General features: G+C 70.2%; 19 protein-coding genes and 1 riboswitch. Of the genes, 11 read left to right on the forward strand and 8 right to left on the reverse strand.

All coding sequences use genetic code 11. The annotated features are described in order from the left end of the window. Positions 1-89: 89 nt before the first annotated feature. Both HZI36_RS21985 and HZI36_RS21990 read left to right on the forward strand, forming a co-directional pair. A complete protein-coding gene (locus tag HZI36_RS21985) occupies positions 90-731 on the forward strand; it encodes an NAD(P)-dependent oxidoreductase (protein WP_179404783.1) in 642 nt (213 codons plus the stop codon). A gap of 78 nt (positions 732-809) precedes the next feature. Beyond that, positions 810-3,263 (forward strand): mechanosensitive ion channel domain-containing protein, encoded by a 2,454-nt coding sequence (locus HZI36_RS21990; protein WP_246327173.1) that lies wholly within the window; start codon positions 810-812, stop codon positions 3,261-3,263. 21 nt (positions 3,264-3,284) lie between these two features. Here HZI36_RS21990 and HZI36_RS21995 read toward each other — a convergent pair whose 3' ends face one another. After that, positions 3,285-3,983 carry a cysteine dioxygenase family protein gene (locus HZI36_RS21995; RefSeq protein ID WP_246327174.1) on the reverse strand — a complete coding sequence of 233 codons (699 nt, stop codon included), beginning with the start codon at positions 3,981-3,983 and terminating at the stop codon, positions 3,285-3,287. A gap of 139 nt (positions 3,984-4,122) precedes the next feature. Between HZI36_RS21995 and HZI36_RS22000 the strand changes: the two genes are divergently transcribed. Together HZI36_RS22000 and HZI36_RS22005 are read left to right on the forward strand one after the other, a co-directional pair. Continuing rightward, positions 4,123-4,593, forward strand: a complete 471-nt coding sequence (locus HZI36_RS22000; protein WP_179404784.1) for an Lrp/AsnC family transcriptional regulator — start codon at positions 4,123-4,125, stop codon at positions 4,591-4,593. Positions 4,594-4,693: 100 nt separating this feature from the next. Then, positions 4,694-4,861 (forward strand): hypothetical protein, encoded by a 168-nt coding sequence (locus HZI36_RS22005; RefSeq protein WP_179404785.1) that lies wholly within the window; start codon positions 4,694-4,696, stop codon positions 4,859-4,861. 104 nt (positions 4,862-4,965) lie between these two features. On the opposite strand, the gene HZI36_RS22010 is transcribed toward HZI36_RS22005, so the two are convergent. Beyond that, complete coding sequence (locus HZI36_RS22010; protein WP_179404786.1) at positions 4,966-6,336, reverse strand: amino acid permease; 1,371 nt, start codon at positions 6,334-6,336, stop codon at positions 4,966-4,968. A 180-nt stretch (positions 6,337-6,516) separates the two neighbouring features. Further along, complete coding sequence (locus HZI36_RS22015; RefSeq protein ID WP_179404787.1) at positions 6,517-8,805, reverse strand: FUSC family protein; 2,289 nt, start codon at positions 8,803-8,805, stop codon at positions 6,517-6,519. A gap of 183 nt (positions 8,806-8,988) precedes the next feature. Here HZI36_RS22015 and recC point away from each other — a divergent pair, with 183 nt between their 5' ends. The 4 genes from recC to arfB are packed head-to-tail and all read left to right on the forward strand — an operon-like array spanning position 8,989 to position 18,735. Further along, positions 8,989-12,426, forward strand: a complete 3,438-nt coding sequence (recC, locus tag HZI36_RS22020; protein ID WP_179404788.1) for an exodeoxyribonuclease V subunit gamma — start codon at positions 8,989-8,991, stop codon at positions 12,424-12,426. Beyond that, positions 12,423-16,124, forward strand: a complete 3,702-nt coding sequence (gene recB / locus HZI36_RS22025; protein ID WP_179404789.1) for an exodeoxyribonuclease V subunit beta — start codon at positions 12,423-12,425, stop codon at positions 16,122-16,124. Before recC ends, recB begins: the two co-directional genes overlap by 4 nt. Beyond that, positions 16,121-18,331, forward strand: coding sequence for an AAA family ATPase (locus HZI36_RS22030; protein ID WP_179404790.1), 2,211 nt, complete (start codon positions 16,121-16,123; stop codon positions 18,329-18,331). Before recB ends, HZI36_RS22030 begins: the two co-directional genes overlap by 4 nt. Then, positions 18,328-18,735 (forward strand): alternative ribosome rescue aminoacyl-tRNA hydrolase ArfB, encoded by a 408-nt coding sequence (gene arfB / locus HZI36_RS22035; RefSeq protein ID WP_179404791.1) that lies wholly within the window; start codon positions 18,328-18,330, stop codon positions 18,733-18,735. The genes HZI36_RS22030 and arfB overlap by 4 nt, the downstream gene beginning before the upstream one ends. A gap of 47 nt (positions 18,736-18,782) precedes the next feature. Here the strand turns inward: arfB and HZI36_RS22040 are convergent, their stop codons facing one another. From HZI36_RS22040 to thiC, 5 genes are all read right to left on the reverse strand, one after another. Beyond that, positions 18,783-20,066, reverse strand: coding sequence for an EAL domain-containing protein (locus HZI36_RS22040; protein ID WP_179404792.1), 1,284 nt, complete (start codon positions 20,064-20,066; stop codon positions 18,783-18,785). Positions 20,067-20,323: 257 nt separating this feature from the next. Then, on the reverse strand, positions 20,324-21,250 hold the full coding sequence (locus HZI36_RS22045) for a DMT family transporter (RefSeq protein ID WP_179404793.1): 927 nt from the start codon (positions 21,248-21,250) through the stop codon (positions 20,324-20,326). A 188-nt stretch (positions 21,251-21,438) separates the two neighbouring features. After that, positions 21,439-21,681 (reverse strand): hypothetical protein, encoded by a 243-nt coding sequence (locus tag HZI36_RS22050; RefSeq protein WP_179404794.1) that lies wholly within the window; start codon positions 21,679-21,681, stop codon positions 21,439-21,441. A 178-nt stretch (positions 21,682-21,859) separates the two neighbouring features. Continuing rightward, the gene (locus tag HZI36_RS22055) at positions 21,860-22,072 is read right to left on the reverse strand and encodes a glycine zipper 2TM domain-containing protein (RefSeq protein ID WP_179404795.1); all 213 of its coding nucleotides are present in this window, start codon (positions 22,070-22,072) and stop codon (positions 21,860-21,862) included. Positions 22,073-22,362: 290 nt separating this feature from the next. After that, positions 22,363-24,294: a phosphomethylpyrimidine synthase ThiC gene (gene thiC, locus HZI36_RS22060; RefSeq protein WP_179404796.1), complete on the reverse strand. Its 1,932-nt coding sequence runs from the start codon at positions 24,292-24,294 to the stop codon at positions 22,363-22,365. Between the two features lie 74 nt (positions 24,295-24,368). Continuing rightward, a riboswitch (TPP riboswitch) is annotated at positions 24,369-24,485 on the reverse strand. Positions 24,486-24,670: 185 nt separating this feature from the next. Between thiC and HZI36_RS22065 the strand changes: the two genes are divergently transcribed. The 3 genes from HZI36_RS22065 (at position 24,671) to HZI36_RS22075 (ending at position 26,565) form a co-directional block, all read left to right on the forward strand. Continuing rightward, positions 24,671-24,958, forward strand: a complete 288-nt coding sequence (locus tag HZI36_RS22065) for a pentapeptide MXKDX repeat protein (protein WP_179404797.1) — start codon at positions 24,671-24,673, stop codon at positions 24,956-24,958. A gap of 137 nt (positions 24,959-25,095) precedes the next feature. Then, the gene (locus HZI36_RS22070; protein ID WP_179404798.1) at positions 25,096-25,896 is read left to right on the forward strand and encodes a DUF1223 domain-containing protein; all 801 of its coding nucleotides are present in this window, start codon (positions 25,096-25,098) and stop codon (positions 25,894-25,896) included. A gap of 36 nt (positions 25,897-25,932) precedes the next feature. Continuing rightward, the gene (locus HZI36_RS22075) at positions 25,933-26,565 is read left to right on the forward strand and encodes a cytochrome b/b6 domain-containing protein (RefSeq protein ID WP_179404799.1); all 633 of its coding nucleotides are present in this window, start codon (positions 25,933-25,935) and stop codon (positions 26,563-26,565) included. Positions 26,566-26,702 lie beyond the last annotated feature (137 nt).

The raw sequence follows: 26,702 nt of genomic DNA on the forward strand, positions 1-26,702 counted from the left end.
CAGGACGGGGTAGCGAAATATCGCCGCCATTTTTTTCGGGTTTATATGTAATCGATAAAGTTACATATCATATCGACTGGAGAATCGACATGACGCAACGTACTTTGAACATCGCGCTTTTCGGTGCCACGGGCACGATCGGGTCGCGGATCGCGGCGGAAGCCGCGCGGCGCGGACATCGGGTGACCGCGCTGTCGCGCCGTCCGGGCGCGGACGCCGACGGCATCGCCGCTCGCGCGGCCGACCTGTTCGATCCGGCCAGCATCGCGGCCGCGCTGCCCGGGCATGACGTCGTCGCGAGCGCGTACGGGCCGAAGCAGGACGACGTCGCGAAGGTGGTCGCGGCCACCCGCGCGCTCGTCGACGGCGTGCGCCGCGCGGGCCTGAAGCGGCTCGTCGTCGTGGGCGGCGCGGGTTCGCTCGAAGTCGCGCCGGGCAAGCAGCTCGTCGACACCGATGGCTTCCCGGACGCGTACAAGCCGGTCGCGCTCGCGCACCGCGACGCGTTCGACTATTTGCGCACCGTCGACGACGTCGACTGGACGTTCTTCGCGCCGGCCGCGCTGATCGCGCCGGGCGAGCGCACTGGCACGTTCCGCACCGGCGCCCGCACGCTGATCGCCGACGCGCAGGGCAACAGCCGGATCTCGGCCGAGGACTATGCGATCGCATTCGTCGACGAGCTCGAGCAGAACCGCTTCGTGCGCGAGATTGCGACGGTCGCGTACTGACCTGCGCGTCGGGGCGCCGGGGGCGCGTCGCGAGTTGCGGCTAAACTGACGGACCGTGCTTTCCAAAGACACGACCGCATGTCGCTTTCGTTTTGCTTTCGCTTTACCTGCCGGCGCCCGAGGGCCCGGCGCGTCGGCGCGCACCGCGTGACGGCGCGCGCGCTGACGCTGATGTTCGCGTCATTCGCGCTCTTCGTGGCGCTCTTCGTGGTGCTCTTCGTGGCGCTCGTGCAGCCGGCCCTCGCGGCGACGCCGCCGGGCCTCGCGGCGTTCCAGAAGCTGATTGCGCCGGCGGCGGCCGACGCATCGTCGGCTGCGTCGGCCGCGTCGGCCGCCGCCGCATCCGGTGCATCGGCCGCCGCCGCGCCGTCGCCGGCGAGCGCCGCCGAGATCGCGCAGTCGTTCAACACCGTGATCCGGATGCTCGACAACGACCGGCAGCGCAACGCGCTCGTCGCCCAGCTGAAGGCGTTGCGCGACGTCGCGCAGGCCGCGCAGACGGCGTCCGCCGCGTCGGCCGCGTCCGCCGCCGCGAACGCGGGCCTGTGGGGCGCGATCGCATCCGGCGTCGAATCCGTCGAAGCGCGGCTGCGGCAGGGCGATTCGCCGCTGCGCTACTGGGCCGACCGCTTCTACTCGGCCGGCAGCGAACTGTATACGCTCGCGAGCGGCAACGGGCCGCAGCCGCCCGGCCGAATCCTGCTCGATCTCGCGACGATGCTCGCCGGCTGGGGCGCGATCGCGCTCGCGCTGCTGTGGGCGGAGCGCCGGCTCGCGACGCGGCTCGGCGTGGCGGTGCGGCTCGATCCGAACCCGAGCGCGCGCGAGATGCTGCGGTTCGCGCTGCGCCGCGTCGGCCCGTGGATCGTCGCGTTCGTCGCGGTGCTGCTCGTCGCGCGCGATCTGCCCGAATCGGTCGGCCGGACCGTCGCGCTCGTGATCGCATATGCGATCGTGTCCGGCTCGGTGTTCGCGGCGCTCTGCCTGATCATGTTCGCGCTGTTCGGTGCCGGGCACCGGCGCGCGGCCGGGCGGGTGCTGATCGAGAAATCGTGGCGGCTGCTGCGCGTGATCGGCGCGTTCGGCGCGCTCGGCGACGCCGCGCTCAATTATGACGTCGCGCGCCAGCTCGGTTTCGGACTGTCCGGGCTGATCGCGACCGCCGCGAACATGACGGCCGCGACACTCTGCGCGTATTTCGCGTTCGCATACCGGCGGCCGGTCGCGCACCTGATCCGCAACCGCAGTTATGCGCAGCGCACCGGCCATCGCGCGGCGACCGAGATGGCCGACTTCGCGGCCGCGATCTGGCCGGTGCCGGTGCTACTGCTCGCGTTCGCCGCGGTGTTCGGCACGCTCGCGGACAGCCGCGCGTCGTCGAACCTGCTGCAGACGTCGGTCGTCACCGCGCTGCTGCTCGTGCTGGCGTTCTTCCTGTCGGCGATCGTGCTGCGCGTCACGCGCCCGAACGCCGCGCATCGCCGCGCGCGCCGCAACCGCTCCGCGTACGTGGCGCGCCTCGTGCGCTTCGCGGGCTCGCTCGTCACGCTGTTCGTCTGGCTCGGCTATGCGGAGCTGACGTCGAGGCTGTGGGGCGTGTCGATCGCGCGGATCATCGAGCACAGCGTCGCCGCGCGCGGGATCGCGCAGGCGGTGACCGCGATCGTGATCACGCTGTTCGTGTCGTGGCTCGCGTGGATCGTCACCGATACCGCGATCCTCGAGGCGCTCGGCGGCGCGTCGACCACGCGCCGTGGCCGCAATCCGAGCGTGCGCGCGCGCACGATGCTGCCGCTCGTGCGCAACGTCGTGTTCGTGACGATCATCACGGTCGCCGGGATCGTCACGGCCGCGAATCTCGGCATCAACGTGACGCCGCTGCTCGCCGGCGCCGGCGTGATCGGCCTCGCGGTCGGCTTCGGCGCGCAGTCGCTGGTGTCGGATCTGATCACCGGGCTTTTCATCATCATCGAGGACACGATCTCGGTCGGCGACTGGATCGACATCGACGGTGGCCACGCGGGCACGGTCGAGCATCTGTCGATCCGCTCGGTGCGGCTGCGCGACGGGCAGGGCGCGCTGCACGCGATTCCGTTCTCGCAAATCAAGATCGTGAAGAATCTGTCGCGCGACTTCGGCTGCGCGGTGTTCGAGGTGCGCGCGCCGCTCGACGCGGACATCGACGCGCTTGCGCGGCTGCTGCGCGAGGCGGGCGCGGACCTGCAGCGCGACGGTGCGGTGCGGCGGCTGATGCTCGGCGGCGTCGACGTATGGGGGCTCGACCGCTTCGAGCCGAACTGGCTGATCGTGAAGGGGCAGATCCGCACGCAGCCGCAGCAGCAGTCGACCGTGCTGCGCGCGTTCAACGTGCGCGTGAAGGCGCGGATGGAGGCGGCCGGGATCGGCATTCCGATCCCGCAGATGCAGATGGTGACGCCGGCGCAGGCCGCGGCCGGCGAGCCGGTCGCGGCGGCGGGCGAACAGGAGCCGGTTGCGCAGGCCGGCGGGCGCGGGCCGGCGGCGCAGGCCTAGCGCCGCCCCCGGCCGCGGCGCTTACGCGTGCGCGGTTTCGGCGACGCGAACCACGTCGTTCACGTCGGTCGCGATCCGCTCGCCCGGCACGCCGTACACGTGCAGTGACACTGCGGGCCGCGCGTACAGGTTGTCACCGTGGTCGCCTTGGCCGCCGTGGCCGAGCCGGTGGATGCCGTGGCCCGCCCGCACGAACGACACCGCGCCCGGCGCGCGCGGATGGCTGCGCTTCTCGATCGCGAGGCCGGCGGACGCATCCCAGTCGTACAGCGTTTCGGTCAGCGTGCCGTCGAGCACCGTGTAGCCGCACCACGTCTGATGGCCGTGCACCGGGCTCCACTGGCCGGGCTGCCACACGAGCGACACGATCGCGTAGCGGCCGAGCGGATCGGCCGCGAGCAGATGGCGCCGGTAGCGCTGCGGATCGCCCGCGCGTTCCGCATCGGTGAGCCACGGGCGCGCGGCGCTCGCGGCGGCGAGCGCCGCGTGGATGCGCCGCGCGAATTCAGCCTGCTGCGACGGATCGGGCCACGCGGCGAACGCGTCGAATGCATCGTCGATGCGCCGGCGCAGGCGCGCGAGCTCGGGCCGGCGCGCGTCGGCGGCGGACGGGCCGGACATCGGACAGGGAACCGGGCTGGAAACCAGGCCGGAAACCGGGCGGGAAGCCAGACTGGAAGCGAGCGGCGCGTAGGCGGACAGGGTAGCGGACGGTTGCATGGCGGGCTCGTTGTCGTGACCGTCGCGGATGCGACGCATGTCATTATTTATACCCGTCGACGTGGAGAAAGAGATTCCATATTGTTCCCCTTCGGCGTATATAAAGAGAATAAATTTCTACTCAATAGAGGCCGGGGAAATGGATGCCATCGATCGGAAGCTGCTCGAGCTGCTGCAGGTGGATGCGACGCTGCCGGTCGCGGAGCTCGCGCAGCGCGTGAACCTGTCGCAGACGCCATGCTGGAAGCGCGTGCAGCGGCTCAAGGAGACGGGCGCGATCCGCGCGCAGGTCGCGCTCTGCGATGCGCGCAAGCTCGGCGTCGGCACGACCGTGTTCGTCGCGGTGCGCACGAACCAGCACACCGAGGAGTGGGCGCGGCGTTTCACCGAAGCGGTTCGCGACATGCCCGAAGTCGTCGAGGCCTACCGGATGAGCGGCGAAACCGACTATCTGCTGCGCATCGTCGTCGCCGGGATCGACGACTACGACCGCGTATACAAACAGTTGATCCGCGCGGTGCCGCTGTTCGACGTCAGTTCGTCGTTCGCGATGGAGCAGATCAAGTATTCGACCGCGCTGCCGGTGCGGGATGCCGCCGACGCGGATTGAGCGCGCGGGCTTTCTTCCGGGTTACGTTGCCGCGGCACGGCGCGCAAGCGCGTAGAATGCCCGCTTCGACGAATTCAGACAGACGGAGCCCGGCTCGACCATGAACGATCAGCGCAAGAATAATTCAGTACGCAACGTGTCCATCATGATCGTGGTGGTCGTGCTGGCCGTGATCGCGACGATTCTGTACAACGCGATCACCGAGAAGCGCGCGTACGACGAAGCGCATCCGGTCGAGGCCGCGAGCGCGGCGTCGGCGGCGCACTGACCGCGCGCCGCGCGAAGGGGCAAAAGAGGGGCGGCGGTGGTTCGGGCAGAATACCCGGGCCGATGCCCCGGCCGCGCGCGCGAACGGCGCGCGGCGCCAGCGCATCAGCGTGATACGGCGGCAAGCTTTGGACGCAGCCGCCCGTAAAACACCGCGGCGAGCAGCGCGAGCCACGCGGCGCCGACATACAGCGCGACGCGCGTGTCGTCGAAGTAGCCGAGCATCGCGATCACGAAGCACATGAACGCGATCGTCAGCGCCGGCGCGACCGGCCAGAGCGGCACCTTGAACTTCAGCGCGGCGACCTCGGCCGCGGGCAGCCGCCGCCGCATCGCAACCTGCGACAGCAGGATCATCAGCCAGACCCAGACCGTCGCGAACGTCGCGATCGCCGCGACCATCATGAACACGTCCTTCGGCATCACGTAGTTGAGCACCACGCCGACGAACAGCGCGCCCGCCATCGCGAGCACCGTGACCCACGGCACGCCGTGGCGCGACGTTTTCATCAGCACGCGCGGCGCCTGGCCCTGACGCGCCATCCCGAACATCATCCGGCCGGCGCCGAAGATGTCGCTGTTGATCGCCGAGATCGCCGCGCTGATCACGACGAGATTGAGGATCGTCGCGGCCGATTTCACGCCGAGCGTCGAGAAGATCTGCACGAACGGGCTGCCGTTGCCGCCGACGCGCGTCCACGGGCTGATCGACATCAGCACGACCATCGTCAGCACGTAGAACAGCAGGATCCGCGCGGGCACCGCGTTGATCGCGCGCGGAATCACGCGGGCCGGATCCTTCGCCTCGCCGGCGCTCATCCCGATCACCTCGATCCCGCCGTACGCGAAGATCACGACCGACAGCGACGCGACGAGCCCGCCGATCCCGTTCGGCAGGAAGCCGCCATGACGCCACAGGTTCGCGAACGACGGCGCGTCGGCGCCGCTGCCGCCGAACTTCATCCCGGCGACGAGGATCGCGACGCCGCCGCCGATCATCGCGACGATCGCGCCGACCTTCACGAGCGACAGCCAGAACTCGAGCTCACCGAACACCTTCACATGGCACAGGTTCAGCCCGCAGATGATCGTGACGACCGCGAGCACCCAGATCCACTGCGGCACCCCCGGAAACCAGAAGCCCATGTAGATGCCGAACGCGGTGATGTCGGCGATCGCGACGATCACCATCTCGAGCGTGTAGGTCCAGCCGGTCACGAAACCGGCGAACGGGCCGAGGTTTTCGGTCGCGTAGTGGCCGAACGAGCCGGCGACGGGCTCGCGCACCGCCATCTCGCCGAGCGCGCGCATCACCATGTAGACGGCCGCGCCGCCGAGCAGGTACGCGAGGATCACGGCCGGGCCGGCGAGCTGGATCGCGGATGCCGAGCCGTAGAACAGGCCGGTGCCGATCGCCGAGCCGAGCGCGAGAAAGCGGATGTGCCGGGCGCTCAGGTGGCGCTGCAGATTCTTCATCAAGTCTCCGATTGCTTAGTGCGGCGAGCCGGGGAGGGCAGCTCGCCGGATGAACGAGTTGTATATACAACTTATGGCGGCCGCATGATACCAATCTCGGCGCGTGACTTGAATTCAGGGAATCCCTGATGCGCTGAAGAAAAATACGTGAATGAGATTGGCGGGCGACGCCCGCCGACGTCAGGCCGGCAGCCGGATCACGCTCGCATCCTTGCGGATCAGCAGCGACGACGCGAGCATCTGCTTGCACTGGTGCGCGAGCGCCTTCAGGTCGTGCGCGCGCTCCGCGCCCGAGCCCGGCCGCTCGGCGGCGACGACCATCTCGTCGAGTTCGCGCGTGATCTGCTTCGTTCTGTCGAGCTGATCGGCGGGCGGCGGCTCGCCGGCCTCGGCTTTCTCGAGATGCTCGAGCACCGCCGCGAGCGCGCGTCGCAGCGCGTCGTCGTGCTGCGACTGCGGCTCGGTGCCGCACGCGCCGCCGATCAGCGGCGCGGCGGCGGTGATCTGCGCGCCGAGCGCGTGCGTCTGCACGAGCAGGTCGTTCAGCTCCGGCACGAAGTGCTGATGCGCTTTCGGCTCGATCATCATCCGCTGGAATGCCTGCCCGAGATTCGCGAACGCGATGTGCACGTTCTTGCGCGCGAGCCGGTACGGATAGTCGTTGTCGAGCGGGCCGGCGTTCGCCGACTCGATGGCCGCCGCGACGAGCGGCACCGCGGCCGCGCCGTCGGCCTCGGGCACGGCCGGCGCGCGCACGCCGCGGCCGACGCGCCACGCGGCCTCGAAATACTTGCGGGTCGCGCTCAGCACGTTGGCGACGAGCTTGCCCATCAGCCGGTATTCCCAATACGGGAACAGCCGGCTCGCGGCGATCGCGATCATGCAGCCGATCACGGTGTCGATCGCGCGCTCGCCGATGATCCGCATGCTGCCGGGCGCGAGCAGATGGAACATCAGCAGCACGTACGACGACGTGAACACGACGCTCGCCGTGTAGTTGAACAGCAGCAGGCTGTAGCTCATCACCATCGACGCGAACATGGCCGCGATCAGCACCGGCGTGCTCTTGACCGTGAAGATCAGCGCGACGCTCGCCGCGCAGCCGATCATCGTGCCGACGATCCGCTGCGCGTTGCGCTGCTTCGTCAGCGAGTAGCCGGGCTTCAGGATGATGATGCTCGTCATCACGATCCAGTACGCGTTCGTCAGCGGCAGCAGGCGCCCGAGCCAGAAGCCGACCGCGACCGCGATCGACACGCGCAGCGCGTGCCGGAAGCTCGGCGAGCGCATGTTCAGGTTCGAGAAGATCAAGAGCGGCGACACCTGGCGGCGTTGCAGGAAGCGCGTGAGCGCGCGGTCGAGCTTGAGCTCGGTGTGCTGCGTGCCGGCGCCGGACAGGTTGCGCCGCATCCGCTCGATCAGGCGGGTCGCGCTCCAGATGCGGCGGAACGTGGTGAGCACGGCCGCGTACGCCTCCGCGTGCGTATCCTCGAAGTGCTTGCTGCGCATCAGCTCGATCTCGTATTCGATCGCGCGCAGCTCGGCCTTCACGCTGATCCGCTGATGCGGCGCGCGGTTCTCGAGCACAGCGAGGCCGATTTCCTCGAGATCGAACGCGGCTTTGACGATCAGGTCGCGGTAGAACACGATCAGGTCCGAGCCACCGAACGTGTTGCGCACGAGCGGGTAGTCGGTGTGCGTGCCGACGAACAGCTCGTGCAGGTCGACGCTGTTGATGAACAGGTTGAACATCGCGGTGCGCCCCGGGTCGAGCTTGCCGCGCCGCAGCTTCGGCAGGTTGCGCAGCACGATGTCGCGCGCGGTCTCCTGCGTGCCGACCGCGGTGATCTGCTTCGCGACGAGGTTGCGGTAGCACTCGTCGAGATCGGCGTCGAGATCGTAGAACGCGGCGCGCGCAAGCAGGTAGTCCGCGCACGCGAAAAGGCTCTCCGCGAGCGCCTGCTGCTCGATGCGTCGCGCCTGCCAGCGCGACACGAAGGTCGCCCAGTACGTGTACCAGAGCCCGCCGGCGAGGATCCACGCGGCGTTCACGAGCGCGTGCAGCGGCGTGAACTTGTCCTCGAGCGTCACCACCATCATGAACAGCGTCGCGAAGCTGATCTGCGGCCAGCGGTTGCCGTACACGACGATCAGCGACAGCACGAACGTGAGCGGCACGATCGTGAGCCACAGCGCGAGCACGTTCGGCGTCGCGAGCCCGGTCGCGAGCGCCGCGAGGCAGCCGATCACGCTGCACGCGATCATCTCGTTGTATTTGTACTTGAGCGGGCCGGGCATGTCGACGACGCACGCGCCGAGCGCGCCCGTCGAGATCGTGAAGCCCAGCTCCTGGTTGTGGAACACGATGAGGCACAGCACCGCCGGCAGCGAAACGCCGATCGCGATCCGCAGGCCACCGAAAAAGTACTGGCTGTAGAAGAATTTCCTGATTTCGACCGAATAGCGCATCGATGAGCTGAATGACTGACGAGGCGGCGCCCGAGGGTGCCCGGATTGGCGACGAGTCTATCGTATTTCGCGCCGAATAAGACCTCGTCCGTTCGGCCAGGTATTCGCGGCGGCGGGGCCTTTGCTATGCTTGGCGTTCCGATTCGCCCGGCCAAGCCGGCGCGACGCTCAGACGCCTGCTTCATGCTCCATCTCTTTCAATCGAATCGTCACGAAACGCTCGCCGGCGCACTGCTCGACGACCTCGCCGCGTTCCCGGCACGCGGCGGACCATGGGCGGCCCGGCAGATCATCGTGCCGAGCGCCGCGCTGCGGCGCCGGCTCGAGCTCGACATCGCCGAGCGCCACGGCGTGTGCGCGAACGTCGAGTTCGCGTACCTCGCGCAGTGGCTGTGGGCTCAGATCGGCCGCGTGCTCGACGTGCCCGCGCGCTCGCCGTTCGCGCCGGACCGTCTCGTGTGGCGCTGCTACCGGCTGCTCGCCGACGCACCGGAGCGCGCGCCGTGGCTCGCGTCGCCGCGGCTCGCCGCGTATCTGTCGGCGTCGGACGACGCGATGCGTTACGAACTCGCGCAGCGCGTTGCGATGGTCCTCGATCATTACCTGACCTATCGCCCGGAATGGCTCGCCACGTGGCAGGCGGGCGAGTCGATCCTCGCGGGCGAGCGCGCGCCGCGCGCGATCGGCGAGGCGGCGCGCGACGACGAGCGCTGGCAGGCCGCGCTGTGGCGCGCGCTGCTTGCGGAACTGAGCGCCGGCGGGATGCCGCCCGCGCATCGTTTTCTCGGCGACGCGCGGCATTTCGATCTCGACACGGTTGCGCGCGCGGGCTGGCCGGAGTCGGTCAGCGTATTCGCGCTGCCGACGATGCCGCCGCTGCACATCGCGCTGCTGCGCGAGCTGTCGCGCTGGATCGACGTGCGGATCTACGCGCTGAATCCGTGCCGCGAATTCTGGTTCGACATCGTGACCGAAGCGCATGCGGAAGCGCTCGCCGCGGCGGAGCGGCTCGACTATCAGCAGGTCGGCCATCCGCTGCTCGCCGAGTGGGGCCGGCAGACGCAGGCGCAGCTCCACATGCTGCACGAGCTGACCGAGAGCGCGGCGTCGAGCGATGCGTCGCGCTACGTCGAGAATCCGGCGCCGACGTGGCTCGCGCGGATCCAGAACGCGATCCTCGACCTGCAGCCGGAAGCGGAACTCGGCGCGCCGCCGGATACGCATGGAATCGAGGTGCACGTGTGCCACAGCCTCGCGCGGCAGCTCGAGGTGCTGCACGACCGGCTGCTCGCGTGGTTCGACGCGGACGACGGCCTGCGGCCGTCCGACGTGCTCGTCGCGGTGCCGGACCTCGCGGCGGCGGGGCCGCTGATCGACGCGGTGTTCGGCACGTCGGCGCCGGTCTTCGGCGATGCGCCGCGCGCGTTGGCGACGCGCATTCCCTATCGGATCACCGGCCTGCCGCCGTCGCAGGCGAACCCGGTCGCGCGCGTGCTGCTCGACTGGCTTGCGCTGCCCGAGCGGCAGGTCGGCGCGCCGGAGCTGATCGAATGGCTGCGCGTCGACGCGGTGGCCGCGCGTTACGGCATCGACGCGGCCGCGCTCGAGACGGTGCAGACGTGGCTCGCGGCGGCCGGCGCGCGGCGCGGGCTCGCGCCGACGTCGTACGGTGAGCACGGTGAGCGTGGCGCATTGCCGTGGGGTGAGCGCCCGCTCGCGGACGAAGACGGCGTGCCGGCACCGCGCCACACGTTCGCCGACGCGCTGACGCGCCTCTTTCTCGGCTACGCGATGCCGGACGGCGCGGCGCCGATCGGCGCGTGGCTGCCGGTCGACGCGGCCGAAGGTGCCGAGGCCGAATTGCTCGGCCGGCTCGCGCGCTTCACCGACGATCTCGACGGGTTCGTGCGGCGCGTCGCGCGGCCGCGCACGCCGCACGCGTGGAGCGAGCTGTTCGCGGACACGCTCGCACGCTTCTTCGATTCGGGCGCCGCGTACGCGGATGCGCTGGCCGGCGTGCGCGACGCGCTCGACGCGATGCTGGCCGCGATGACGGAAGGCGCGGCGGACCACGAACTGCCGGCGGCCGTCGTGCGCGCGGGGTTCGCGGCCGCGCTCGACGATCCGGCGCGCGGCGGCGTGCCGTGGGGCGGCGTCACGTTCTCGTCGCTGACGAGCCTGCGCGGGCTGCCGTATCGCGCGATTTGCCTGCTCGGCATGGACGACGGTGTGCTGCCGAGCCTCGCGCGCGCGGACGAGTTCGATCTGATGGCCGTGCTGCCGAAGCTCGGCGACCGGCAGCGGCGCGACGACGAGCGCAACCTGTTCCTCGACCTGCTGCTCGGCGCGCGCGATCGATTGCTGATCGCGTACACCGGGCGCAGCATCCGCGACAACGCGCCGCTGCCGCCGGCCGCGCTCGTCGACGAACTGCTCGACCATCTCGCGCGGATCGCGTCCGGCCCGGACGCCGCGCCGGATGACGTCGACGCCGCGCGCCGCGCGTTCGTCGTCGAGCATCCGCTGCAGCCGTTCTCCGCCGAGTATTTCCGGCCCGACGGGCCGCTTTGCTCGTACGACGGCGAGCGGGCCGCGCTTGCCGCGCTGCTCGCGGGGGCGGCGAGCGTCGACCGGGGCGCGCCCGCGCAGGGCGCCGCGCGCGGGCCGGCGCCGTTCTTCGCGCGGCCGCTGCCGCCGGAGCCGGTCGAGCCGGTCGCGTTCGGTGACTTCGAGCGTTTCTGGCGTCATCCGGCGCGCGCGCTGTTGCGCGACCGGCTCGGCATCGTGCTCGCCGATGCGCAGGCGGAGTTGCTCGACACCGAGCCGTTCGCGCTCGACTACGCGGGCAGCGACGCGCTCGCCGAGCGGGTGCTGCCGCTGTTGATCGAAACGGGCGACGCAGCCGCGCGCGATCATGCGCGTCGCATCGCCGACGCGAGCCCGGAACTGCCGGGCGGCGCGACGGGCACGGTCTGGCGCGACCAGGCGCTCGGCGCATTGACGCAGCTCGCGGCGAATGTGCGCGGCGCGCTCGCCGGCGGCGCATCGCGCGTGCCGTTCGCGCTCGACGTCGTGCCCGTGTGGCCCGATGCCGCGCAGCCGCTGTTCGACGCCGACGACGCAGCGCTCTCGCGCGACGCGGCGGCCGCGCCGTTGTCGCTGTACGGCACGTTGAATCGCGTGACCGCCGCCGGGCAGATCATCTATCGCTATGCGAGACCGAGTGCGCGCGACTATCTGTCCGCGTGGCTCGCGCATCTCGTCTACTGCGCGGCAGTGCGTGACGGGCCGCGCCGCACGCGCTGGTTCGGCAGCGGCGGCGCATTCGAGCTCGCGCCCGTCGAGCAACCGCTCGCGCTGCTCGCGCCGCTCGCCGCGCTGTTCCGCGCGGGCCGACGGATGCCGCTGCGCTTTTTTCCGCGCAGCGCGTGGGCCTGGGTCAAGGACAGTGAAGCAAAGGCGGCGGGCGTGTGGATCAACGATCGCGTGATCGGCGAATCCGACGATCCCGCGCTCGCGATCGCGTGGCGCGGCGCGAATCCGTCGCTCGACGAGCCGTTCGGCACGCTCGCGCGGCTCGTATTCGGGCCGCTCGTCGAACATCTGCGGGAGGTAGCATGAGCGGCGTCCCGGCGGCCTTGCGCGCAGCCGACGAGCTCGACGTATTCGGTTGCGCGCTCGACGGCGTCAACCAGATCGAGGCGTCGGCGGGCACCGGCAAGACCTGGAACATCTGCGCGCTGTACGTGCGCTTGCTCCTCGAAAAGGATCTCGGCGCGGACCAGATCCTCGTCGTCACGTTCACGAAGGCGGCGACGGCCGAGCTGCACGAACGGATCCGCGGCCGGCTCGCGCAGCTCGCGCACGCGCTCGAAACCGGCGACGACGGCGGCGATCCGTTCGTCGCGCGCCTGTTCGAGACGACGCTCGATGGCGACGGCGCACTCGACGCCGACACCGCGGCGAAGCGCATCCGCCGCGCATTGCGCGCGTTCGATCAGGCGGCGATCCATACGATTCATGCGTTCTGCCAGCGCGCGCTTCAGGAAGCGCCGTTCGCGGCCGCGATGCCGTTCGCGTTCGAGATGGAGACGGATGATGCGTCGCTGCGCTTCGAGCTTGCGGCGGATTTCTGGCGCACGCGCGTCGAGCCCGCCGCCGCGCGCTCGCCCGGCTTCGCCGCGTGGCTCGTCGAATGTGGTGCGGGGCCGGCCGCGCTCGATCAGCAGCTCGCGCGCCGGTTGAAGAAGCCGCTCGCGTCGCTACGCTGGGATGGTGTCGCGGCGCCGGACGATGAGGCGGAAGCGGCGGCGGCCGAACGCTTCGCGGAAGCGGCGCGCGTGTGGGCGGCCGAACGCGACGCGATCGACGCGCTGCTGCGTGCCGCGCAGCCCGCGCTGAAGCTGACGTCGCACAAGCCGGAAGCGGTGGCCGAAGCGCTCGACGCATGGGTCGAGCATTTCGCGCAGGCCGATTGCGCGGCCCAGCTGCCGAAGGCCGCGCTGAAGCTCACGCGCACGGCGCTTGCGAAGGCGACAAAAAAAGGTGGTACGACGCCCGAGCATCCGTTCTTCGACGCGGCCGATGCGCTCGAGGCCGCGGTCGCGGCCGCCGCGGACGCGCAGCGCGCGCGCTGGCTCGCGCTCGTCGCCGAATGGCTCGACGTCGCGCCGCGCGCGCTGGCCGAGCGCAAGCGCGTGCGTCGCGTCGTGTCGTTCGACGATCTGCTCGCGAATCTGCACGACGCGCTGCATGCGCATCCGTGGCTCGCCGATACGCTGCGCGCGCGCTATCCGGCCGCGCTGATCGACGAGTTTCAGGACACCGATCCGCTGCAGTTCGCGATCTTCGACCGGATCTTCGCGCCCGGCGGGCCGCTCTTTCTCGTCGGCGACCCGAAGCAGGCGATCTACAGCTTCCGCGCGGCGGATCTTCACACGTATCTCGCGGCGCGCGCGCGAGCGAGCGCGCGCTACACGCTCGCGGTCAACCAGCGCTCGACGCCCGCGATCGTCGACGCGTGCAACCGGTTCTTCGAGTCGAATCCGCGTGCGTTCGTGCTCGACGGGCTCGACTATCATCCAGTGCGCGCGGGCACACGCACGCGCGCACCGCTCGTCGACGAGACCGATCCGTACGCGGGCGATTTCCGGATCTGGACGCTGCCGGGCGGCGAGGCGGCGTGGTCGAAGCGCGACGCGCAATGGCATGCGGCGCAAGCTTGCGCGGCCGAGATCGCGCGGCTGATGCAGGGTGCGCGCGACGCGCGGGTGCGGCTCGGCGACGCGCCGCTGACGCCGGGCGACGTCGCGGTGCTCGTGCAGACGCACCGGCAGGGCAGCCTCGTGAAGCGCGTGCTCGCCGCGTGGGGGATCGGCAGCGTCGAGCTCGCGCAGGCGTCGGTGTTCTCGACCGTCGATGCCGAGCAGCTCGAGCGCGTGCTCGCGGCGATCGACGTGCCGGGCGATCTGCGGCGCCTGCGCGCCGCGCTCGCGTCCGACTGGTTCGGGCTCGACGCCGGCGCGCTGTGGCGGATGGAGCAGGGCGACGGCGACGCATCGGCCGCGAGCGCATCCGACGACGCCGACGCGATGAGCTGGGTCGAGCGCTTCTCGCGCTACCGGCTGCTGTGGCGCGAGCGCGGGTTCGCGGTGATGTGGCGGACGTTCACGCGCGAGCTGCGGATCGCTGAGCGGCTGATGGCGGGCGCCGACGGCGAGCGCCGCGTGACCGACGTGAATCATCTCGCCGAGCTGACGCAGGCGCGCGCGTCGGCGCAGCCCGGCATCGCGCCGACGCTGCGCTGGCTTGCCGCGCAGCGGCTCGGCGGCGGCGGCGAGGACGCGCAACTCAGGCTCGAATCGGATCGCAATCTGGTGCAGATCGTGACGGTCCACAAGTCGAAGGGGCTCGAATACGCGATCGTGTTCTGCCCGTTCCTGAACGACGGCAGTCTGCGCGAACCGCCGGCCTCGCCGCTGCCCGATGCGCGCGAATATCACGACGTGGCCGGCGACGCGGTGCTGCATTACGGCTGCGACGGCGAGGCCGCCGAGCACGCGGCGCACGAGGCGCGGCGCGAGCAGGGGGCGGAGCGCGCCCGGCTCGTCTACGTCGCGCTCACGCGCGCGGTCTATCGCTGCTATCTGGTCGCGGGGCCGTACCTGTCGTCGCGCTCGACGCGCGAAGCGCGGCGCAGCGTGCTGAACTGGCTCGTCGCGGGCGCGGGCCATGCGTTCGGCGCGTGGCTCGACGAGCCGCCCGACGAGGCCGCGCTCGACGCCGCGTGGCGCGCGCTGACGGGCGGGCCGGTCAGCGTCGCGCCGCTGCCGGTGCCCGCGAGCCGCACGCCGCTCGCGGCCGGGCACGACGCGTCGCAGACGTTCGCCGCGCGTCAGGCGTCGCGCGTGCTGCGTGATGCGTGGCGGATCGCGAGCTTCAGTTCGCTGACCGCGTCGATCGCGCGTGAGGAGGCGGGTGTCGCCGCGCCGCCGGACGAAGCGCTGCGTCCCGATCACGACGCGCTGGCCGCGTTCGCGCCCGACGGCGACGCGGGTGCGGCACCGGATGCGCCCCCGCCCGATGACGACATCCTCGTGTTCCCGCGCGGAGCCGCGGCGGGGGAATGCCTGCACCGGCTGTTCGAGCTCAGCGATTTCAGCGATGCGTCGTCCTGGCAGCGAGCCGCGCTCGGCGCGCTGCACGACCGCCCGGTCGAGGCCGAGCCGGCGCTCGCCGCGCGGCTGCCGGCGATGATGGCGCGGCTCGTCGACGACGTCGTGCGCACGGAGCTCGTGCCGGGTCTGCGTCTCGCGGATCTCGATCCCGCCAGGCGACTCAACGAGATGGGCTTCCTGTTTCCGGCGCCGTCGCTGGATCTGGCCGCGCTGCGCCGCGTGCTCGTCGCGCACGGCTATCCGGACGTCGCGCTCGATGCGGGCACGCTCGCCGGTTTCATCAAGGGATTCATCGACATGATCGTCGAGCATGACGGCCGCTTCTGGATCGTCGACTGGAAATCGAATCACCTCGGCAACGCGCCGGACGACTATGGCGCGCGCGCGCTCGACGCGGCGATGGCCGATCACGCCTATCACCTGCAGGCGCTGCTGTACACCGTCGCGCTGCATCGCTATCTGCGCGGCCGGCTGCCCGATTATGACTACGACACGCATATCGCGGGCTATCTGTATCTGTTCGTGCGCGGCGTGCGGCCGGGCTGGAAGCGCGGCGCGCAGCCGGCCGGCGTGCATGCGCGGCGGCCGGCGCGGGGGCTCGTCGACGCGCTCGACCGGATGATGGAAGGAGGCCGCGGATGAGCGCGACCGACGACACGCTCGTTTTTTCGGGCGGCCTCGCGGCGCGGCTGCCGGAGCCGGCCGATTTCGGCATCGCGCTCGCGGAAGGCTTCGCACGGCGGATCGGCGAGCTCGCGCGGGCGGCCGGCGCGCCCGCCGATGCCGCGCGCTGGGCCGCGCGCGCCGCGTTCGCGGCAAGCCGCGCGACCGCCGGCGGCCATGTATGCGTCGCGCTCGGCGCGCTCGCGCAACGCTACGACGCGCCGCTCGCCGACGCGCGCGCGGCGCTCGCGGCGAGCGGCGTCGTCGCGTTCGGCACGCTCGCACGCGGCGACGAGCGGCCGCTCGTCGTCGATCGGCACGGCCGCCTGTATCTCGCGCGCTACTTCGACTACGAGCGGCGGCTCGCCGACGCGCTCGTCGCGCAGCGCGCGCCGGGCGATGCGAGCGGCGTTGACGGCGCACTCGCGCCCGACGCGTTACGCGAGCGGCTCGCACGCTACTTCGGGCCGGCGAGCGGCGACGGCGTTGCCGCAGTCGACTGGCAGCGCGTCGCGGCGATCGTCGCGCTGACCGGGCGCGTGACGATCGTCAGCGGCGGCCCCGGCACGGGTAAGACGACGACGGTCGTCGGCGTGCTCGCGTGCCTGCTCGACGCGCAGCCGGACTTGCGCATCGCGCTCGCCGCGCCGACCGGCAAAGCCGCGCAGCGGATGCAGGAGGCACTGCACGCGCGTGCGCACGAGTTGCCGCCCGAACTGGCCGCGCGCCTGCCGCGCACGTCGTCGACGCTGCATCGGCTGCTCGGCGGCGGCGGCGCGTCGGGGTTCCGCCATCATCGCGACAATCCGCTGCCGTACGACCTGATCGTCGTCGACGAGGCGTCGATGATCGACGTCGCGCTCGCCGCGCATCTGCTCGATGCGCTCGCGCCGGGTGCGCGCCTCGTGCTGCTCGGCGACAAGGATCAGCTCGCCGCGGTCGAGGCGGGCGCCGTGTTCGCGGAACTGAGCGCGCGTCCGTCGTTCAGCGCGGCCGCGTGCGCGCGGATCGCGCGGGCGCTCGGTATCGACGACGCGGCGTTCGTCGCGGCGCTGCCGACGGCGGATGACGCGGCGCCTTCGCCGTTCGAGCGGGCGCGCACCGTTACCTCGCGTGACGCCGAGTCGCGGCAGGCGTCGCTGTTTGGTGACGATCACTCGGACGATCACCTGGACGGCGCGCCTTCCGACGACGAAGTTCAATTCGAAGCACCCGCTTGGATCGAAGCGGACGAACTGACCTGGCTCGACGCGGCCGATTTTCCGCCGCTCGATGCGAACGAAACGCGCGATTTCGCCCCAATGGGTTCCATCGAGTCCGGCGCGCCGGACAGCACGAAGGCTGCCCCCGCGCCGCTCACCGACTGCGTCGTGTGGCTGGAACGCAACTACCGCTTCGGCCTCGATTCGCCGATCGGCCGACTGTCGCTCGCGATCCGTCGCGGCGCCGCGCACGCGGCGCTCGACGCGCTGCCGACCGACGACGCGGCCGCTGCGTCGCTGCACGAAGACGCCGGCGACGCGCTCGCCGCGCCGACCGTCGAGCGGCTCGCGCGGCGCTTCTCCGCCTATCTCGACGGGTTGCGGCACGCGCTCGGCGCCGCCACGCCTGATCCATTGCCGCTGTTCGACGCGTTGAACCGCTTCCGGATCCTGTGCGCGACGCGCACCGGCGCGCGCGGCGCCGAGCAGGTGAACGCGCTCGTCGCATCGCACGTGCGCCGCGCCGCGCGGGTGCCGCTCGCGGTCGGCGCGCACTGGTTCGCGGGGCGACCGGTGATGGTCACGCGCAACGACTATGCGCTCGGCCTTTTCAACGGCGACGTCGGCATCGCGCTGCCCGATGCGCACGGCGTGCTGCGGGTGTGGTTCAAGCGTGCGGACGGCACCGCGCGTGCGGTGTCGCCGGCCGCGCTGCCGCCGCACGAGACCGCGTTCGCGCTGACGGTGCACAAGTCGCAGGGTTCTGAGTTCGACGAGGCCGCGCTCGTGCTGCCCGCCGCGTTCTCGCGCGTGTTGACGCGCGAACTCGTATACACGGCGGTCACGCGCGCGCGCAAGCGCGTGCAGATCGTCGGCGCGCGCCGCGTGCTCGCGCAGGCGATCGCGACGCGCACGCAGCGCGATTCCGGCCTCGCCGCGCGCATCGACGAGGCGCTCGCGCGCCTGCGCGGCGGTGACGCATGACGACGATCCGCTATACGCTCGATCCGGCCGACGTCGAATGGACCGCGGTGCGCGCACAAGGCGCGGGCGGGCAGAACGTGAACAAGGTGTCGAGCGCGATTCATCTGCGCTTCGACATTCGCGCGTCGTCGCTGCCCGACGCGCTGAAGGCGCGTCTTTGCGCGCTGCCGGATCAGCGGATCACGCGCGACGGCGTCGTCGTCATCAAGTCGCAGGAGCATCGCACGCAGGAGAAGAACCGCGAGGCCGCGCTCGCGCGGCTCGATGCGCTGATCCGCAGCGTCGCCGTCACGCCGCGTGCGCGGATCGCGACGCGGCCGACGCGCGCGTCGAAGGAGCGGCGGCTCGAACAAAAGAGCCGTCGCGGCGCGGTGAAGTCGGGGAGAGGGCGGATCGTCGACTGAGGTGACGCACGGCTCATGATGCACGGCGTACCACGCACCACGGCGCGTCAGCGCATCACGGTTCCCGCGCTGTCGAGCACGAAGTCGACGCAGAACACGACGAGCCGCTCGCGCGTGCGCGTCGCGACGGCGGCCGTGTAGCAGTCGCGGCCGTCGGTCAGCGAGAAGTGCGGCCCCATCAGCGCGACGCGGCCCGGCGCGATCAGCGCGCGCTGGAAGTACGGGCGCCGCGACCAGTTGCTGTGCGTCTCGGGGAACAGCGGCGCGAGGCGGGTCGCGACCGGGTTGCGCTCGGGCGGCTGCGCGCCGATCGACGGCAGGAACTGCTCGCCGATCTCGTCCGTGACGAACACGCGGCGCGCAGCCGGCACGACGAGCACGCGCTGCGCGGCTTCCTGCAGATTGCCGGTCGCCGCGAATGCGGCCGCGCCGGCGAGCACGAGCCGCTCGATCGCGTCGAAGCCGGGCTGCACCGGGTTCGGCTGCGTCCGGCGTCGCTCGATGAAGCGCGACCATGCGGCGTCGAGCATCGCGGGCGCGGACAGGCTCGCGTGCGCGATCGATGCGTGCGGCTGGCCGAACCGGAAACCCTGCACGAAGTCGATGTCCGCTTCCATCAGCGCCTGCAGCGCGTCTTCGCTCTCGACGCCCTCGGCGAGCACCATCGAGCCGGCCTGGTGCAGCATCGACACAAGATGGTAGATGATCCGGTGGTCGTCGCCGGAGCGCGTCGCGCGCTCGACGAGCGAGCGATCGAGCTTCACGATGTCGGGCCGCGCGCGCCACACGCGGTCGAAGTTCGAGAAGCCAGTGCCGAAATCGTCGATCGCGATCAGGAATTCGCGATGCTGGAACATGTCGATCACGCGCGCGAGCCGCGCTTCGTCGTGCGTCGGCTGTTCGAGCACCTCGAGCACGATCCGTTTCGGCGGCAGCCCGAAGTGGCTGCACAGCGAATCGATGAAATCCTGGTGCACGAGGCCTGAGTCGAGCACGCGTGGCGTCACGTTCAGGAACAGCCAGCCGTCGCCGATGCCCTGCGCGACGAAATTGGCCGTATGCAGGCAGCGCGCGAGCCGGTCGAGCAGCAGCGCCTCGGCGGTGCTGCGCGCGCGGTCGAACAGCGCGGTCGGCGAGATCGATGTGCCGTTCGCGTCGACGACGCGCAGCAGCGCCTCGTAGCCGACCACGCGCTTGTGCGTGATCGACAGCACCGGCTGGAACACGCTCGAGAGCGTCGCGCCGTGATAGTCGGCGCGCCAGCCGCCCGGCGTCGCCGTCAGACGCGCGAGCAGCGAGTCGAACGACAGATCGTGGTGGGAATGCGACATGTCAGTCCTCGCCGGGCCGGGTGATCGGCGCGGCGGCGCCGGGCGATTGCTCAGGCAGGCGGGGGGCGTCGATCATCGGGCTGCCTCCTGCGGAGCGGACGGGATGCGAGTGGAGCGGGGTGGGTGCGTTTCGCCCATCAGGGTAACGCGAGATCCTGTCCTCGTACAGTCGGTCCGCAGACTATCTCGTGCGCGACAGCCCGCCCGCCGGGTCACGCGCGCGTCGCGCGCATACTGCCCGCGCCCGCGCCCGCGCGTCAGCAGGCGGCGTCGCCGCGCGGCCGCATGCCGGGAATGCGCTTGATCGCGCCGGTCGCGAGCGCGGTGCCGATCAGGATGATCGCGCAGCCTTCGAGCATCGCGAACGTAACCCGCTCGCCGAGGAACAGCGCGCCCCACAGCAGCCCGAACACCGGGATCACGAACGTGACCGTGATGGCGCGCGCCGGCCCGACGTGCGCGATCAGGTAGAAGTAGATGAAATAGGCGACGCCGGTGCACGCGAGGCCAAGCGCAAGCAGCGCGCCCCACGCGTGCGCGGACACCGCGGCCGCGGGCCACGTCGCGACCGCGAACGGCAGCAGCAGGATCGACGAGCCGATCATGCTGCCGGTCGCGTTGACGATCGGATCGACGCCGGTCAGGCGGCGCTTCGCGAAGTTCACGGCGATGCCGTAGAGCAGCGTTGCGCCGAGCGCGGCGAGCGCCGCGAGTGCGGTCGCGCCGGCGGATGCGCTGCCGTGCGCGTGTGCGATCTGATCCCAGACGAGTGCGACGACGCCCGCGAAGCCGATCGCGAGGCCGATCGCGCGCGGCAGCGTCAGCGCGTCCTTCAGCCACAGGTAGGCGACGAGCGCGCCCCATAGCGGTGCCGTCGCGTTGATCACGGACGTGACGCCGGCCGACAGCGTCAGCTCGGCGAACGCGAACAGGCAGAACGGCGCGCCGGAGTTCAGCGCGCCGACGACGAACAGCGGCCACGCGTGGCGGCGTAACTGCGTCGCGAGCTCGGCGGCCGGCAGCCGCGTGAGTGACAGGCCGATCAGGAACAGCGCGCCGATGCCGACGCGCAGCGCCATCAGCGGTGCGACACCGAACTCGGTGACGCCGATGCGGATGAACAGGAACGACGCGCCCCACAGGGCGGCGAGCGTAATCAGCAGCGCGAGGTTTCTTGGAGACATGGACGTGGGCAGGTCGGCCGGGGGACTTAAGCGGGTGCAATCGGGTGCAATTGCGAGTGCAATCTTACACCGCGCTTAAGGGCCGATGCTTCACGTTTCGGATGAAACGGCAAGAAACGGGAGGAGCGGAAGGAGCGGAAGGAGCGGGAGGAGCGGGAGGAGCGGGAAAAACCGGTCCGACGCCTCCGTCAGTGGTGATGCCCGCCGCCGCCGCGGAACCCGAAATCGAGCGACAGCGACGGTCCCCACCAGCCGCCCCACGCCGGCGCGTACACCGGCGCCGGATAGTAGTACGGCGCCGGCTCGACATACGCGGGCGCGGTTTGCACCGGCGGCGGCGCGTAGGCGGCCGGCGGGTAATAGCCATACGGGTAGTAGCAGCCGGCGAGCGACGCGCACGCGAGCGCGGCCGCGACGAATGTTCTGGTCATGATGGAACTCCCCGGCAGGGCAAGGCGGCAATGCGCCGATGTTTCAGCTTACGCCGCGAGTCGATGAAACGTTGTGCGAAACGGTAACGGATCATTTCGGCGCCGGGCGTGAAAACGGCGCCGTCCGCGGTGCGGACAACGCCGTTGCGTGGTGTCGGGCCCCGCCCGGGCGCGACGCTTACTTGCCGACCTGGCTGCCGATCAGGCCGCCGGCCGCCGCGCCGCCGAGCGTCGACAGCGTGCTGCCGCCGAGCGCCGCGCCGGCGACGCCGCCGATGCCCGCGCCGATCGCGGTGTTGCGCTGCTGCGTGGTCAGCGTGTCGCAGGCCGACAGGCTCGCCACCGCCGCGACGAGCATTGCGCATACGCCCATACGCCGAATCGTTTTCATGATCGTTGTCCTTGATGTTGTGAACGATTGTTGCGCGAAAGCACCGGTGCCGCGCACAATCGGCACTCTACGTGCGCGCGTGCGCCGCGACTGTAAAGACTTGTTAGGGCCTGCGCGCTTTCGTAATCAATTGTTTCGTCCCCATCGACGCGCGCAAAACTCACGCAACCCGGACGCAACCCGGACGCAAAAAAGCCCGCTCGAAAGCGGGCTGCGTCTTGCGACGGTTTCGCGCATCCCGGCGCGGCGATCCGCGGCATTGCGCGGAATTGCCGCCCAGGTTCCGGCGCTCACTGCCGGTGATAGATCTCCGAGCCGCTCTTCACGAACTCGACGGCCTTCACCTCCATCCCCTTCTTCAGCGCCTCGGTTTCCGACACGCCCTGCTGCGCGGCGAATTCGCGCACGTCCTGCGTGATCTTCATCGAGCAGAAGTGCGGGCCGCACATCGAGCAGAAGTGCGCGACCTTCGCGGAGTCCTTCGGCAGCGTCTCGTCGTGGAACTCGCGTGCCTTGTCCGGATCGAGGCCGATGTTGAACTGGTCTTCCCAGCGGAACTCGAAGCGTGCCTTCGACAGCGCATTGTCGCGCACTTGCGCGCCCGGATGGCCCTTCGCGAGGTCGGCCGCGTGCGCGGCGAGCTTGTACGTGATGATCCCTTCCTTCACGTCATCCTTGTTCGGCAGTCCGAGGTGCTCCTTCGGCGTCACGTAGCACAGCATCGCGGTGCCGAACCAGCCGATCATCGCGGCGCCGATGCCCGACGTGATGTGGTCGTAGCCCGGCGCGATGTCGGTGGTCAGCGGCCCGAGCGTGTAGAACGGCGCTTCCTTGCACCAGTCGAGCTGCAGATCCATGTTCTCCTTGATCAGCTGCATCGGCACGTGGCCCGGGCCTTCGATCATCACCTGCACGTCGTGCTTCCACGCGATCTGAGTGAGCTCGCCGAGCGTCTTCAGCTCGCCGAGCTGCGCTTCGTCGTTCGCGTCGTAGATCGAGCCGGGGCGCAGGCCGTCGCCGAGCGAGAAGCTGACGTCGTAGGCCTTCATGATTTCGCAGATCTCTTCGAAGTGCTCGTACAGGAAGCTCTCCTTGTGATGCGCGAGACACCACTTCGCCATGATCGAGCCGCCGCGCGACACGATGCCGGTCATCCGGTTCGCCGTCAGCGGCACGTACTGCAGGCGCACACCCGCGTGGATCGTGAAGTAGTCGACGCCTTGCTCGGCCTGCTCGATCAGCGTGTCGCGGAAGATTTCCCAGGTCAGGTCCTCGGCCTTGCCGTTGACCTTCTCGAGCGCCTGATAGATCGGTACCGTACCGATCGGCACCGGGCTATTGCGGATGATCCATTCACGGGTTTCGTGGATGTGCTTGCCGGTCGACAGGTCCATCACCGTGTCGCCGCCCCAGCGGATCGCCCACGTCATCTTGTCGACTTCCTCGCCGATCGACGACGTGACGGCCGAGTTGCCGATGTTCGCGTTGATCTTCACGAGGAAGTTGCGGCCGATGATCATCGGCTCGGTTTCCGGGTGGTTGATGTTCGCCGGGATGATCGCGCGGCCGCGCGCGATTTCGTCGCGGACGAACTCGGGCGTGATCTCGGCGAGCGCGTTCGCGCCGAAGGCCGCGGCGCCGAACGCCTGGCCCGGATGCTGGCGGCCCATCATCGCGGCGAGCTTCGCGCCGTTCGGGCCGCTCGTCTTCAGGTTCTCGAGGTACTCGGCGCGGCGCTGGTTCTCGCGGATCGCGATGAATTCCATTTCCGGCGTGATGATCCCCTGGCGCGCGTAATGCATCTGCGTGACGTTCTTGCCGGCCTTCGCGCGGCGCGGATGGCGGTGCAGATCCGGGAAGCGCAGCTCGGCGGTTGCCGCGTCGGCGGCGCGCTCGCGGCCGTACTGGCTCGACAGGCCGTCGAGCTGCTCGGTGTCGCCGCGCGCGTCGATCCAGCGCTGGCGCAGCGCCGGCAGGCCCGCGCGGATGTCGATCTTCGCTTCGGGGTCGGTGTACGGGCCCGACGTATCGTAAACGTAGATCGGGGGATTCTTCTCGCCGCCGAAGGCGGTCGGCGTGTCGGCTTGCGTGATTTCGCGCATCGGCACGCGGATGTCCGGCTGCGAGCCCGTCACGTAGACCTTGCGGGAATTCGGCAGCGGTTCGACGGCAGCGGCATCGACGCGGGCGTCGGCGGACAGAAACTTCGGGTTGGCGTTCATGCGATCTCCTGATATGGGGCGCGCTAAGCAGGAGATGAGAGTCGCGAGGCGGCGGATTTCGTCGGAAGAGAAGCTGGCGAGATCCGGACGCTTCCCTGCGCTGGCATTACCCAGATCAGGTTCAAAGGGTATTTCTCACCCGCAGCCGCCGGTTCGTGACCGGGCACACCGCAGGACCCCCGCGTTAGCAAGCGCACAAGATACACCGGCTTCGCGGCAGTTTCAACCGGGGACAGATCGGGAGCGAAAATGGCGGGGAATGCTGTGACGAAACGGTCGTCGGAGGGGCCGCAAAATTTTTTTTCGAGCGGGTGTCATTTGCGGGGCGGTCGTCCGTCTATTCGGCGCTGCAAACCCAACCCAAAGGAGAACTGAGATGAAAAACGGACTGATTTTCGCCTGTGCCGCCGCATTCGCATTTGCCGCCACGGGCGCGTATGCGCAGAACGATTCGATGTCGAAGGAAGCGTCGCCGATGTCGCAGGACAGCGGAATGGCGAAGGACGCGATGGGCCACGACGCGATGGCGAAGGATGACGCGATGAAGAAGGGGATGAGCAAGCACGCGATGAAGATGAAAAAGGACTCGATGAAGAAGGACGCGATGTCGCACGACTCGATGGGCAAGCCGATGAAGGACGACAAGATGGCGCCGGCGAACTGACCGTGTCCGACCGGCCGTGTTGAACTGACCGTGCCCGACCGGCCGTGCCTGACCGGCCGTGTCGAACCGGCCGTGTCTGACTGACCCCTGGCCGCGCGCCGCACCGGCGTCGCGCGGCGAGATATGCGAGAACCGCCATGCCATCCGTCGTTCTGCTTCGCTTCGCCGCCGCGGCGGCCGCGTTCGCCGCGGCGCTCGCCGCGCACGGCGCGACCGTTTGCGCCGCGCACAGCCCGGCCGGCCGCCAGGCGCTCGTCGAGCTGTATACGAGCGAGGGCTGCAGCAGCTGCCCGGTCGCCGACGACTGGCTCGCCCGGCAAGCCACCGCGCCGTCGACGTTGCCGATCGTGCCGCTCGCGCTGCACGTCGATTACTGGGACGGCCCCGGCTGGACCGATCGCTTCGCGCAGCACGGCTTCGCGGAGCGTCAGCGCACGCTCGCCGCGCGGGCGGGCGGCCGCTTCGTCTATACGCCGGAAGTCGCGGTCGGCGGCCGCGAGTTCGGCGACTGGCGCGATGCGGCCGCGTTCGGTCGGCGCGTGCGCGCGCTCGCGGCAGAGCCGTCGCCGGTCGGCCTCGCGCTCACCGCGCACGCGCAAGCGAGCACGCTCGACGTGGCGCTCGACGTCACGCGGCGCGCGGCCACCGCCGATCCGCTCGCCGCGTACGTCGCGCTGTACGAGAACGCGCTGGTGTCGGAGGTGCGGGGCGGCGAGAACCGCGGCGCGACGCTGCATCACGAGCGCGTGGTCCGCGTGTGGCGCGGGCCGTACGTCGTGTCGGCAGCGGTGACGCCGGCGGGCGCGCCGCAGCGCGTGGCCGAGCGGATCGCGCTGCCGGACGGCGCGACGGCAGCGCATACTGGCATCGCGGCGTTCGTCGAGGACATGGTCACCGGCGATGTCGTGCAGGCGCTCGATCTGCCGTCGTGCGGCTGACGCACGGCCGGCGTCTGATTTTCGAGGAGAATCATCATGCAATCGATTCCCGTTCCGGAGCACGCGGCGGCGACCCCGCCCGCGCGTCCGATCCATCCGCTGTGGGTGCGCGTGAACCACTGGCTGAACGCGCTCGCGGCGGTCACGATGGCGCTGTCGGGCTGGCGGATCTACGACGCGTCGCCGATCTATCCGCCGTTCACGTTCGCGTCCGGCATCACGCTCGGCGGCTGGCTCGGCGGCGCGCTGCAATGGCACTTCGCGGCGATGTGGCTGCTGGTCGGCAACGGCCTGTTCTACCTGACGATGTCGATCGCGACCGGGCGCTTCGCGAAGAAGCTGCTGCCGGTCACGCCCGCGGCCGTGTGGCGCGACGTGCGCGCGGCGTTGCGCGGCGCGCTCGCGCACGACGACCTGAGCGTCTACAACGCGGTGCAGCGCGCCGCGTACCTGACCGCGATCGTCGATCTCGTCGTGCTCGTGCTGTCGGGGCTCGTGATCTGGAAGTCGGTGCAGTTCCCGCTGCTGCGCACGCTGCTCGGTGGCTACGACAACGCGCGCGTCGTGCATTTCTGGGCGATGTCGGTGCTCGTCGCGTTCTTCGTCGTGCACGTCGCGATGGCGCTGCTCGTCCCCCGTTCGCTGCTCGCGATGCTGCGCGGGCGTTGAGGAGAATGAAATGAACGCGTCCCACCCGAAACCGTGAGAGCAGAGGAAGGGGTGGATCCTCACGGGCCAACGGCATCGAAGTGCCCAGGTGGAAAATGCACGCATTTCCCGGCAACCGGAGGATCCACGATGAACAG

Origin of the sequence: Burkholderia guangdongensis (genome assembly GCF_013403875.1) — a bacterium.
Lineage (GTDB): Bacteria > Pseudomonadota > Gammaproteobacteria > Burkholderiales > Burkholderiaceae > Burkholderia > Burkholderia guangdongensis.